The sequence below is a fragment of the Nocardia sp. NPDC057668 genome (assembly GCF_042799795.1).
In the GTDB taxonomy this organism is placed as follows: Bacteria; Actinomycetota; Actinomycetes; order Mycobacteriales; family Mycobacteriaceae; genus Nocardia.
Window position 1 is genome coordinate 1325795 of record NZ_JBHVIC010000002.1, and the last position, 13125, is coordinate 1338919.

The 13125-nt window shown below is 69.8% G+C and carries 8 protein-coding genes and 1 riboswitch; of the genes, 2 read left to right on the forward strand and 6 right to left on the reverse strand.

The window, feature by feature from the left end:
- Positions 1-26: 26 nt before the first annotated feature.
- The 3 genes from ACFVBH_RS18605 to ACFVBH_RS18615 form a co-directional block, all read right to left on the reverse strand.
- Complete coding sequence (locus ACFVBH_RS18605; protein ID WP_379002739.1) at positions 27-1862, reverse strand: ABC transporter permease; 1836 nt, start codon at positions 1860-1862, stop codon at positions 27-29.
- Between the two features lie 4 nt (positions 1863-1866).
- Positions 1867-3021, reverse strand: a complete 1155-nt coding sequence (locus ACFVBH_RS18610) for an ABC transporter substrate-binding protein (RefSeq protein WP_379002741.1) — start codon at positions 3019-3021, stop codon at positions 1867-1869.
- 34 nt (positions 3022-3055) lie between these two features.
- A riboswitch (SAM riboswitch) is annotated at positions 3056-3171 on the reverse strand.
- Between the two features lie 248 nt (positions 3172-3419).
- Positions 3420-4064 (reverse strand): HAD family hydrolase, encoded by a 645-nt coding sequence (locus ACFVBH_RS18615; protein WP_379002743.1) that lies wholly within the window; start codon positions 4062-4064, stop codon positions 3420-3422.
- Between the two features lie 112 nt (positions 4065-4176).
- Here ACFVBH_RS18615 and ACFVBH_RS18620 point away from each other — a divergent pair, with 112 nt between their 5' ends.
- Positions 4177-5007: a GNAT family N-acetyltransferase gene (locus tag ACFVBH_RS18620; protein WP_354991069.1), complete on the forward strand. Its 831-nt coding sequence runs from the start codon at positions 4177-4179 to the stop codon at positions 5005-5007.
- A gap of 369 nt (positions 5008-5376) precedes the next feature.
- Here ACFVBH_RS18620 and ACFVBH_RS18625 read toward each other — a convergent pair whose 3' ends face one another.
- From ACFVBH_RS18625 to ACFVBH_RS18635, 3 genes are all read right to left on the reverse strand, one after another.
- Entirely contained in the window at positions 5377-7602 is a 2226-nt protein-coding gene (locus ACFVBH_RS18625; RefSeq protein WP_379002745.1) for an elongation factor G, read from the reverse strand.
- A 611-nt stretch (positions 7603-8213) separates the two neighbouring features.
- Positions 8214-10364, reverse strand: a complete 2151-nt coding sequence (locus ACFVBH_RS18630) for a TerD family protein (RefSeq protein ID WP_379002747.1) — start codon at positions 10362-10364, stop codon at positions 8214-8216.
- Between the two features lie 43 nt (positions 10365-10407).
- Entirely contained in the window at positions 10408-11829 is a 1422-nt protein-coding gene (locus ACFVBH_RS18635) for an MFS transporter (RefSeq protein WP_379002749.1), read from the reverse strand.
- Positions 11830-11992: 163 nt separating this feature from the next.
- On the opposite strand from ACFVBH_RS18635, the gene ACFVBH_RS18640 reads away from it, so the two are divergent.
- Entirely contained in the window at positions 11993-12994 is a 1002-nt protein-coding gene (locus ACFVBH_RS18640; RefSeq protein WP_379002751.1) for a sigma-70 family RNA polymerase sigma factor, read from the forward strand.
- Positions 12995-13125 lie beyond the last annotated feature (131 nt).

The window sequence follows — 13125 nt, forward strand, 5'->3', positions numbered from 1 at the left end:
GTTCGCCGAGCGGGCCGGATGCGGTCTCAGACGGTGACTTCGGCACGTTCCCTCCTCACCAGAATGCCCTGCGGCCGGAACCGCACGACCAGCAGCAGCACCACGCCGTACAGCACGATGCGCAGTTCGGGAGCCAGCCGCAGCGCCTCGGGCACCCCGATCAGCACCACCGCGCCCAGCACCGCGCCGTACGGCGACGCCGTGCCGCCGAGCACCAGGATGGTCACCACCAGCAGTGACATCGGCAGGTTGAACACGGTCGGATCGATGTAGGAGTACTGGTGCGCCAGCAGCGCACCGCCGATCCCGGAGAAGAACGCGGCGATCGCGAACGCCAGCGCCTTGTAGTCGCGCACCGGCACCCCGGCCGACCGCGCCGCCACCTCGTCCGCGCCGATGGCCCGGATCGCGGTGCCCAGCCGGGACCGCTGCACCGCGAGCATGACCGCCAGCGTGATGGCCAGCACCACCAGTTCGAGCCGGAAAATCTCGGTGTGCGTGGTGAATTCGACGCCGAAGATCTCCGGCGCCGGAATGCCGAAGATGCCGTAGCTGCCCCGCGTCACCGGCTCCCAATTGCGGATCAGCGCGACCGTGACGATGCCGATGCCGAGCGTGGCGATGGCGACGTAGTGCCCGCCGAGCCGCCACAGCGGCGCGGCCAGCACCGAGGACACCACGGCGGCCAGAATCCCCGCGACGACGATCGCGGGCAGGAACGACCAGCCGTGGGAGACCGTCAGGACCGCCGAGGTGTACGCGCCGATCGCGATCGGCCCGGCCTGCCCGATGGCGAGCTGCCCCGCCGAACCCGCGACCAGCGTCATGGACACGGCGATGATCGCGTAGGCCAGGATCTGGGTGCCGACCGAGATGCCGTAGTCGTCGGACACGGCCGGAATCACCAGTCCCGCAACGGCGAACGCGATGAGCGCGTGCCACCACCGCACCCGCAACTGCCGGCCCGAGCCCAGGAAGGTGCCGGTCAGCGGCTCCGATTCGATGGCGGGCGGGCGCGCGAGCAGACCGCCCGGCCGCAGCACCAGGAACACGACCAGCAGCCCGAAGGTGATCAGATCGCGGTACCCGTCCCCGAAGGTGTAGATGCCGAACGCCTCCACCAGCCCGAGGACGAAACCGCCGACCACCGCGCCGGGAATCGAGCCGAGCCCGCCGATGGTGGCGGCCACGAAACCGGTCATGCCGACGACGCCGCCGCTGGTCGGGGAGATGTTGGAGTTGTAGAGCCCGACGAAGATGCCCGCCAATCCGCCCAGCCCCGAGGCGATGGCGAAGGCCAGGGACTGGATCCGCCCCACCCCGATGCCCATCTGCGCGGCGGCGTCGGGATCCTGTGCGGTGGCGCGAATGGCCAGCCCGTACCGGCTGTACCGCAGGAAGCTCCAGAGCCCGGCCATCACCGTGACGGTGATGGCGAACATGACCACGTCCGAGGTGCCGAACCGGATGCCGCCGACCTGAAAGTTGTTGGTGGGCAACACCTGGGGGAACGGGCGGGTATCCGGCCCGAAGACCAGCGCCACCACGTTCTCCAGGATCAACCCGACCGCCACCGTGGCCAGCAGCGCCGCGATGGCCGGTGCGCGGCGCAGCGGCCGCACCGCCAGCACGTCGATCGCCACCCCGAGCAGCGCGGTGCCGCCGACCACGATCGCCAGGGCGAGCCAGAGCGGCAGCCCCTGCTCGGCGATCAGCCACCAGCCCAGCACCGACCCGAAGGCGAAGATGGCGCCGTGCGCGAAATTGATGACGTTGCTGACCCCGAAGATCAGGGTGATGCCCACGGCGATGAGTGCATACGCATTGCCGTGGACCAGACCCGCTATGAGCGTGTCGAACATGTCGCTACTTGTTGCCGGTCGGCACGAACGCGCCGTTCTTCAGGATCAGCTCGATCGGCTTCACCCCGTTCGGTCGGCGCGTCTGCTGATCGAAAGCGAAAGTGCCCAGGCCGATTCCGTCGAAGTCCTTGACCTCGCGCAGTCCCTTCAGGACGCCCTCGCGGGTCGCGCCGCCGTGCTCGGCCGCCTTGACCAGGACGTTGATCGCGTCGTAGGCGTACACGTTGAAGTCGCCGGGATCGACGTTGAACTTGGCGCGGAACTTCTTCACGAAGTCCACCACCTTGGGGTTGGTGTCCGCGGCGGTGAAGACGCCGTTCACGATGTCACCCTCGGCCGCGGCGCCCGCCAGCGAGATGAACTGCGGGGTGTTCTGGCCGCCGAAGAACTGGCCGCTGTACCCGACGTCGCGCAGCTGCTTGACGATGAGCGCGCCGTCCGGGCCGTAGCCCAGGTGCACGAACGCCTCCGGGTTCGCATCGCGGCCCTTGATCAGCACCGGCCGGAAGTCCTGCGAGTCCGGCAGGATCGGCGAGGAGTAGACGATCTCCACGCCCTTCTCCTTGGCGGACTGCTCGAAGAACTTGAAAGCCTGCTTGCCCCAGTCGGTTTCAAGGTAGACGACCGAGACCTTCTTGGCCTTGGCGGACACCCACTGCGCATTGCGCTCCTGGAAGACGTCCAGGGTGATCGAGGGGCTCCACGAGTAGTCGCCGGCCTTGGTGAAGTCCACCGCGGAGTTCGTGAACCCGTACTGCACCAGCTTGCCGCGGTTGTACACCGGCGACGCCGCGATCGAGGCCGGGGACGAGAAGTCGCCCAGCTCGGCGATGATCGACTCGTCACCCACGAACTTCGTGGCGATCGGCACCGTCTGCTTCGGGTCGGATTGCGAATCCTCCCACTTCAATTCGACTTTCTTGCCGTTGATCCCGCCCGCAGCGTTGATCTCGTCCAGCGCCAGATCGAAACCCTGCTGCCACAGCCGCCCGTACTCGGCCGACGGACCCGATTTCGGCCCGGAAACACCGAAGTACACTGTGCCGCTGTCACTCTCGGATGACCCCCCGCACGCGGACACCAGCCCGGCCACCAGGGCCGCCGACGCGATACCCACCACTACCCGGAGTCGACGCGACCCGGACCACTGCTTACTCATCTGATTCCTCTGAACTCACCGGAACAGCCCGGCCACAACGCGCTTGTGATGCCCGGCGGGCACCACCTGGTCGTCACCCGGGGCACCCCACCGCTGCGCGAGGGTTGCCGATCAGCGAGCCGGGGCTCATCTGTGCTGATACTCGTGACCGTGCGTGCAACGCTAATGAGACGCCCCGCGCGCCGACAGCGTTCGAATCACCGTGAAGCCAAAAGCGCACGCGAACAGCGCTGCGCGGCAGAGATTCCGGGACGTAGGGACACGGCATCCGATCGAATCGCGGGCTCGGATCCCGCCGAGGTCGGATCCGGATGGCAGCGGTACTCGCCGGAGGATTTCGCCCGGCCGGACCGGCCGCTGCGCCGAGCCGAGCACCCGGCGACGCGGTCAGCGCGAGATCAGCGCGACGCCGTCAGATGCGCCTCGAACCAGTCCGGGAACTCGGTGAGATCGGTCAGCACCACGTCCGCGCCCTCGGCGGAGAGTTCTTCGGCCGAATAGGGCCCGGTCGTGACGGCCACCGAGAACGCGGCGGCGGCCTTCGCCCCGCGCACGTCCCCCAGATGATCACCGACATAGATCGACACCCCGTGCGCCCGCAACGCGGTGCCCTTCGCCTCGGCCCACACGTCGCCGACCACCTCGTCGACACCGAGCCCGAGGTGTTCCAGGTGCAGCCGCGCGAAGGACTCCTTCTTGGCGGTGATGACGAGCGTCCTGCCGCCGGCGCGCCGCACCGCCGCCAGCGCCTCGACCACGCCCGGCAGGCGATCGGCGCCCGTGATCGCCAGGTCCGGGTACAGCTCGCGGTAGCGGGCCACCACCCCCGGCACCCGCTCGCTCGGGAACCACTCCGCGGCCTCGATCGCCAGCGGCGGGCCCAGCCGCGAGACCGCCAGCGCGGAATCGACGTGCACGCCCGTCTCGGCGGCGACCGCGTCCCAGACCGCGGCGATACCGGGCCGGGAATCGATCAGCGTCATATCCAGGTCGAACCCGACGACGGGTCCGGACGAGGTGCCGGCGAAAGCAGTGGGGGCCACGCTCCGACCATACGGACCGCACGGTCCGGAGCCGCGTGCGGTGGCCTCGAACTGCCGAATTCGGTTGCCGCCGCGAACTAGGCTCGAAGCCATGCCCAACGATCAGCGATCCCTGTTCTGCAGTGTCGAGCTCGGCGCCCGCATCGAGGGGGTGGAGCGGGACCTGATCACGGCCGGAGCGACGGCCGCGGCGGACAGGCTCGGCGCGGACAGCGGTTTCCTCGTCCCGGTGGCCGGCGGCGTCGCGGCCTTCGCCGAACCCGGCTCGCCGCTGAACAAGGTCGCGGGCCTGGGCTTCGACGGCGTTCCGAGTGCGGACGAGTTCGAGGCGCTGGAAAAGCGATTCGCGGAGCGGGACACCCCGGTACAGGTGGAGCTCGCCCACCTCGCCGACCCGGCCATCGGCGAGTTCCTCACCGCGCGCGGATACCGGCTGCTGGGATTCGAGAACGTCCTCGGCATCGACCTGCGCGGCGTAACCGCCGCCGTCACCCCGCCCGAGATCGCCATCCGCCCGAGCGGGGACGACGAATTCGATACCTGGCTCGACGTCGTCGCCGACGGCTTCGCCCAGCCCGACACCCAGGGCGTCGCCTCGCACGAGGAGTTCCCGCGCGAGATCATCGCCCGGGCCATGCGCGACCTCACCGGCGCGGCGGGTGTCCAGCGCTACATCGCCCTCTACAACGGGCAGCTCGCGGGCGCGGCCAGCCTGCGCATGTCGCACGGCGTAGCCCAATTGACCGGTGCGGCAACGCTGCTCGCCCACCGCCGTAAGGGCGTGCAATCCACCCTGCTCACCAACCGCCTCACCATGGCCGCCGCCGCGGGCTGCGACATCGCCGTCATCACGACCCAGCCCGGCTCCAAATCCCAGCAGAACGCCCAGAACCGCGGCTTCGATCTGCTCTACACCCGCGCGGTCCTGGTGAAATCGGCCTAGCACCGGAACTGCTCACTGCCACAACCCCACTCGGACCGCCAACGCGAAAGGCCGGTTCACGTCGAGTGAACCGGCCATCCGCCGCCCCGTCGGTCCGCCGATCCACCCGCCCCCGCGAGCACGCCGACCGACTTCCCGTCATCCCGCTAGCCCGCCGGGGCGGGCGCGTAGCCCAGCCGCCCAGCCGCCTGGCACCTGGCACCTGGCACCTGGCACCTGGCACCTGGCACCTGGCACCTGGCACCTGGCAAGTCGAACCCGCCCTCGGCCCGACGGCAAGGCCGAGGGCGAGGGCAACCGAGCCGCCACCCCAGCCCGGCAAAAGGACCACCGGGGGAACCCAATCGAGCCGCGGCCGCCGGCGACCCGCTAGCTCGCCGGGGCCGGCGCGTAGCCCAGCGGCCGGGTCGCGAACGCCCCGCGGCCGTGCGTCCGGCTGCGCAAACGCGTTGCGTAGCCGAATATCTCGGCGAGCGGTGCGATCGCGGTGACGACCGCCGTGCCGCCGTGCACCGCCGACTCGGTGACCCGGCCGCGGCGGGCCGCGAGATCGCCGAGCACCGCGCCGATGTCGTCCTCGGGCGCGGTGACCGTCAGCTCGACCGTCGGCTCCAGCAGCTGGAGCGCGCTCCCCTGCAACGCCTCCCGCACCGCCTGCCGAGCCGCGATGCGGAATGCCCGCTCAGAGGAATCGACCGGATGGGTCGCACCGTCGGTGAGCCGGACCCGCAGCCCGATCACCGGGTGCCCGCCAAGCGGACCCGACGCCAAGGCATCGCGGCAACCGGCTTCGACCGCCCGCACGTACTCGGGCGGCACGCGCCCACCGGTCACGGTGGACTCGAACTCGAAATCCGCTGCCGGATCGAGCGGTTCGACATCGAGCACGATATCGGCGAACTGCCCCGGACCGCCGGACTGCTTGGCGTGGCGGTACCGCAGCCCCGCCACCCCGCGCACCACGGACTCCCGATAGGCCACCTGCGGGCGGCCCACCGTCACCGCGATCCCGCGCTCCCGGCGGATCTTCTCCACCGCGACCTCCAGATGCAGTTCACCCAGCCCGGACAGCAGGGTCTGACCGGACTCCGGATCGGTGCGCACGACCAGCGACGGATCCTCGTCGACGAGCCGCGTCAGCGCCGTCGTCAGCCGCTCGACGTCGGCGGAAGCCTTGGCCTCCACCGCCACCGACACCACCGGCTCGGTGACCGCCGGCGGCTCCAGCAGCACCTGCGCCTCCGGCGGGCACAGCGTCGCTCCCGCGCGCGCGGACTTCGGGCCGATCACGGCGACGATGTCACCTGCCACGGCCTGCTCGATCTCCGTGTGCCGATCGGCCTGCACCCGCAGGATGCGCCCGATCCGCTCGGATCGGTTGCCGAGCACATCGAGCACCACATCGCCCTTGCGGAGCGTGCCCGCGTAAACCCGCAGGAACGTGCGCCGGGCCGACCCGACGCCCTGGACCTTGAACACCAGGGCGACCAGGCGTTGCGCCGGATCGGGGGCGATCACGCAGTCCCCGGGCTCGCCGCATTCCCACTCGCCGCGCGCCGGCGGGCGATCCAGCGGCGATGGCAGGAAGTCCACGATCGCGTCCAGCAGCGGCTCGACCCCGATGTCCCGGTACGCGGCGCCGCACAGCACCGGCACCACTTCGCCGGACAGCGTCAGTTCCCGCAGGGCGGTAGCCAACGTCGTATCCGACAGCGCCGCGGCTGTTTCGGGCTGACCCGAACCGCCACCGACGACCGCGTGCCGGTCGAATCGGCTGTCGTCGGCGCCGGACTCACCGCGCAGATCGGCTGGAGATCCGGCGCCGACCCGCGCCGACCCGGCATCGGTCCGAGCGGAGTCGATGACGGACGCCGCCGTGGCGGCCCGGGTGAGCTGCGGCCGTGCGTAGAGTTCTTCCAGCGCACCCGAATGCCGCTCGGCCACCGCTTCTTCCAGCTCGCGCCTGAGTTGCCGGGCGCGTTCGGCGAGCTCGGCCGGAATCGGGCCCGCCGTGAGCGTGCCCGCCGTCCAGACGAGCGCCCGCATGCCGAGCAGGTCGACGACACCGGTGAACCCGTCCTCCGCGCCGATCGGCAGCTGCACCGCCAGCGCGGCCGGATGCAGCCGGGCGCGGATGGACCGGACGGCGGCCTCGAAATCGGCTCCCGCCCTGTCCATCTTGTTCACGAACGCGATGCGGGGCACCCCGTAGCGATCCGCGCGCCGCCAGACCGATTCGCTCTGCGGCTCGACACCGGCCACCGCGTCGAACACCGCGACCGCGCCGTCGAGCACCCGCAGCGACCGCTCGACCTCGTCGGAGAAGTCCACGTGCCCGGGGGTGTCGATCACGGTGAGACGGTGCGTGTTCCACTGGCACGCCACCGCGGCCGCGAAGATCGTGATCCCGCGCTCGCGCTCCTGGGCGTCGAAATCGGTGACGGTGGTGCCGTCGTGCACCTCCCCGCGCTTGTGAATGGCGCCCGCCAGGAACAGCATTCGCTCGGTGACCGTGGTCTTGCCCGCGTCCACGTGCGCGAGAATGCCGAGGTTGCGAACGGCGGCGATGGATTGTCGAGAAGTGTTGGTACGCAAAGTCTTGGCCCTTCGTGCTGATCCGAATCAGATACAGCGCGATTGCCCGGCGCGGCCGACGCCCGCCCCGCGGTCGGGCGGGAGCGTCATCGGCCGCGAACACGCCACGACGGGAGCCTCCGGGCTCCCGGTGGAAGTCGCGAAAATGCGCCGGGTACTCAGTACCGGCCGCGCAGCCGGCACCGAACCGGCGAGGACACCAGGATCACGTCGAACCGCGAACGGGCAGCGACGCGCGGACGAATGTCACGCATGATCGACTCCCTTCCGGCTCGCACCGTGCGGTGCGAAAAGCGTTGCGGTGTAACCGCGTAGTCCCCGATCGGAATCGGGGCCACGCGAGCGGCGAGGAGAGCGGAGACGCTGGATTCTTGAAGAGAGATTTAGAAGGAAGCATCCCCATGGCCTCGCCTCCGGCAACGCTAGCAGAGGCGGCCGGACGGAGTCACCGGGTTTTCCACGCGTCCGGGCGGCGAAGCGCGAAACCCCCGATCACAGCGGATCGGGGGCGCAGAGGGAGGAAAGCGGTGACGCTGGAGTGAAATCCAGCTCCGAAGAGCCTTCTTGAGAAGGAAGCGCCACCATGGCCTCGCCAGCAGTTACCGTAGCAGTCAGGCGGGAATCAGGTCGCGCAGATTCTCCGGGGTTACAACCGTCGAGCCGGCGGGCAGACCATCCGGCCGGGCAAGACCGATGAAGGTCACCGGTTCGGCGATCGGACCGCCGTCCCACAGGACCGATTCGGTTGTCGCGGAAAGCAAGCCGACCAGATACGCGACGGTCAGATAGCGGCGTTCCACCACCGCCCGCGCCAGCGTCGCCGTCGTCAGCTGGTTCGACTCCACCCGGTTGAACTCCGGAGACCCGGACAGGTGCAGGTGCAGCCACTTCGCCCGCCAGCGGCCGTCCGCGTGCCGGAAGAAGGCCAGCGGCAGCGCGGTTCGGCCCGCACCGCGCAGGTCCGACTTCGCCCGCACCGTACGCGGCTCGTACGGCGCGCCCTGCTGATAGGCATCGCGGGACATGTAGCCGAAGAACGACTCCCGCACCTCGTCGAAGCCCTCGCCGGTGTAGATGTTCACCTGCGGCAGCACCAGGGCGGCCTCGACCTTGTCCAGCCGGATGTCGATGAACTCCGACGCGCCATCCGGAGCCGCGGTGATATCACCGGAGTGCACGCCGCCGACCTCGGTCAGATTGGTGTAGGAAAGCCAGCCGATACTCGTGAAATCCCGGTCCAGCAGCACGGCGGACAGATCGAAATCGGTCCGCACCGCACGCTCGTGCCAGTACACGAAGAACCGCAGCAGCTCCGCGTCGACGGTGGTGACCGACCCGCGCGGCAGCACCCCGAGACCGTCGCCGATGCCCTTGCCGCTCAACGGCAGCGCGACCTCGAGGATCTCCGGATCGATGACGAGCGGCAGCGGCACGTCCAGCCGCCGCGTGATCTCGCGATCGATCATCTCCCGCAGCAGGTCCAGCACCTCCGGCGCGATCGGGTACCGCTCGTCGGGCAGAACGGCGCCCCGGCCCGAGCGATTCGCGAAGATCCGCATCTCCCCGGACTCGCGATTGTCCAGATGCTCACGCACCGACAGCAGCACCCGGCCGGACACCTCCTCGACCGCGCCGTTCAGCTCGAGCAGCACGCCCTCGCGCTCGAGGTCACCGAAGGCCTTGCGAAGCAGATTGTCCATCGACCGGAACAGCATCCCCGGCGCGGAACGCAGCAGCCGCGCCGCGCCCACCACATCACCGTCCGCGAGCATCCGCTCCAGCCGGGAGGCGAAGGACGGAGCCGCCAGCTCACCCCGAGCCACCGCGAAAACCTGTGCCGCGGAGTCGTATCGCGGGTACTCGTGCGGATGCAACCGCTCCCCGAGCCGCTTCCACGCCTCACGGCGCACCCCGACATCGCCGAGCTTGGCCGGCTGGGCCGCGATCACCCCGTCGAGCGCGGCCAGCAGGGCCCGGCGCACCGGACGCCGGAAACTCCGGAACCGGGTCGGCTCGAGCAGCGAGACATCGCCGTCCGACAGCAGACAGGCGAGCCGCAGCACATCGGTCACGGTATCGACCAGCAGATCCGCGCCGGCGGCCAGGCGCACCTCGTTGAGAATCGCGCGGTGCTCCCGGACCGGAACGGCTGCGGGCTGGGGACCGGTCGCGCAGTGCAGCGCCAGCTCGCGCAGCACCGCCACGTCCTCGGTCCCGAACGGGGTCACACTGCCCGCCATGGACAGGTAGAGCGCCGAAACCTCCTCGGACAGAGTCATTCCCGCGTGCAGGACGGTCACCCGATCCCGCACGCTCGCGATCAGCTCATCGTGCGCGGCGATCATCTCGGCGTAGTCGTGCTGATAGGTCCCGTAGCCGGGGAGCGCCAGCAGATTCACCGCACCCGAACGGATGGACGCCTCGGCGGCGAGCTCGTCACCGAGCGCGCGCACCAGGCATTCGGTCCAGAACTCCACGGTGCCGGGCACATTCGCCGGGAAGTCCCGGAAGTAGACGTTGTGCTCGACGTGGTCGCCGACCAACCGGCGCACCATGGGCAGCACCCGCACCGCGGTGTCGATGACCGTCCCCGCCGCGAGCCCGGACAACCGCGCGAACAACTCGCCGGACAGCTTGAACCCCGCCGACATCAGGACCGCGTCGAATTGCCTCGTCGCCATCGTCCCGTCCCCGGCCGGTCCTTCGACCGCCGGCACCCGGAACGTACGGCTGACAACGAGCTCCTCGAGATCCATACTCATCCGCAGATCTTCGCAGTCGAACAGCCTTGCAGGCCAGGCAATATCAGTCCACGGACGGCTCGCGAACCAGCTCTCGCACGGGAGCCGCGGCCACCGCCCGGCCCGGCAGCGCCAGCGCCACCACCGCGCCGAGCAGCGACAGCCCCGCACCCACCGCGACCCCGGGCACGAACCCCGCCACGAACCCCGCTGCCGTGCCGTAGCCGCCGAACCCCGCGAAAACCGCGACCACGACCGCGATTCCGAAGACACCGCCCAACTCCCGCATCATGCTGTTCGCCCCGGCGGCCTTCCCGATGGCCCCGTACTCGACCGCGCCGACCACCGCGCTCTGTGCGGTCGGAATCGCCATCGACACCCCGACCCCCGAGAGCACGAGCGGCACAACCAGCGCGCCGTACGACATTCCCGGATCGGCGATCAGCGCGATCCAGCCCATCCCGGCCGCCTGCAGGGTCAAACCCGTCGCCATGATCGGCCGCTCGCCCACCCGATCCGCCAGCGCCCCTGCCAGCGGTGCGCAGCAGAAGAGAGTGAGCGTCCACGGCAGCAGGCGCAGCCCCGCGCCCAGCGGGCCGTATTGGAAGACGATCTGCAGGAACTGCGCGTAGAAGAACACTGCGCCGAACAGCGCCGCGAACGTCAGGAAGATCGCGGCATTGCCCGCCGCGAACCCGCGCGAGGTGAACATGCGAATCGGGAACATCGGTGTGCGCGTGCGTGATTCCCAGATCGCGAACGCCACCAGCAGGCCGAGTCCGCCACCGAGCGCCAGCAGCACCTCCGGATCGGACCACCCGGCCACATTCCCGCGCACCAGACCCCACACCACACCCAGCGCACCCCCGGTGATCAGCAGCAGACCCGGGCCGTCGAACGCCGTGTCCGAGCCGTGGCTCTCGGGAATCATGCGCAGCACCAACGGAATCGCCAGCAGTCCCAACGGCACGTTCACCCAGAAGATCCACTGCCAGGACAATCCCTCGGCGATCGCACCGCCCACCAGCGGACCACAGGCGACCGCCAGGCCGGTCACGCCCTCCAGCACGCCGATCGCCACGCCACGCCGCTCCGCCGGGAACGCCGCACTCACCAATGTCAGCGCCAGGCTCATGATGAGCGCCGCACCCACACCCTGCACCACTCGCGCGGCGATCAACTGCCCGACCGTCCCCGCCATCGCGCACGCCGCCGAGCTCGCGACGAAGATCCCCAGCCCGGCCGCGAACATACGCCGCCGCCCGAACCTGTCACCGACCACCGCCGCGGTGATGAGCAGCACCGCGAAACTGAGGTTGTAACCGTTGACCGTCCACTCCAGGGTGGCCAGCGACGCGTCGAGATCCGCTCGAATCGTGCCGAGCGCGGTCGCCACCACCAGGGTGTCCAGTGCCGCCATCATCGACGCCACCGCACCCAGCGCCAGCACCCAGCGCTGTGTCGTCCTCGAAACCGCCGCATCCATGAGATGTCCTTCCGATCGATCCGGACCCGCACAGATACCGACCGCCGAGCCGCCGGAACTCATCGGCCGCACGCCGATGAATTCCGGGACCGCGGGCGGTCGACACTCGTGGGGGCCGCACCGCACCCGTGGGGCCACACCGCGCCCGGCCGGAAGGATTCGATTGACCCGCACCGACGATTTCGCCGCGCGCACCATGCCCTACCGGCGTGAGCTGCTCGCCCACTGCTACCGCATGCTCGGCTCGGTCGACGACGCCGAAGACCTCGTGCAGGAAACCCTGCTGCGCGCCTGGCGGGGCTACCCGGAGTTCGAGGGCCGCGCCTCGCTGCGCACCTGGCTCTACCGGATAGCGACCAACGCCTGCCTCAACGCCCTCGCGCACAGCAGCCGGAAGGTCCTGCCGTCCGGCCTCGGCGGCCCCGCCGATCACCGCGATCCGCTCGGACCCGACGCCGACCGGGTGCCCTGGCTGCAACCCGTGCCGGATGTGCTCATCACCCCCGAAACCACCGACCCCGCCGCGATCGTCGACCTGCGCCACGGCACCCGCCTGGCCCTCGTCGCCGCGTGGCAGTACCTCCCGCCGCGGCAGCGCGCGGTCCTGATCCTGCGAGATGTCCTGCGCTGGAAAGCAACCGAGGTGGCCGCCCTCCTCGACACCACCGTCCCCGCCGTCAACAGCACCCTGCAACGCGCACACGCGACCCTCGCCGGCCTGCCCGCCGTCGCCGAAGAGGTCACCGAACCAGACGACCCGGAGGTACGCGCCCTCCTCGATCGCTACGCCGCCGCCTTCGAAGCCTTCGACATGGACGCGCTCGCGAAACTCCTGCTGGCCGATGCGGTCTGGGAGATGCCCCCGATCCTGGAATGGTTCGCCGGCCGCGCCGATGTCATCCACCTGATCGGCACCCGCTGCCCCGCCCGAGCCGGCCGCATTCGCATGATCCCCACCGCGGCCAACGGCCAGCCCGCCTTCGCCATGTACCAGAACGGCGAGGCGCACTCGATCCAGGTGCTGACCCCCACGCCCGCCGGCATAGCGAAGGTCGTGGCGTTCCACGGCCCGGAACTCTTCGCTTCCTTCGGATTGCCGAAGTCCCTCGAAGGGTCCGAATACAACGAACCCCCTGACCGAAGTCAGAGGGTTCCAGGGTCGTGAAACGACAAGAACCCCCAGCCCGAAGGCTGGGGGTTCTTGTGAATGATGTTCCGGCGGTGACCTACTCTCCCACACCCTGTCGAGTGCAGTACCATCGGCGCAGGTGGCCTTAGCTTCCGGGTTCGGAATGG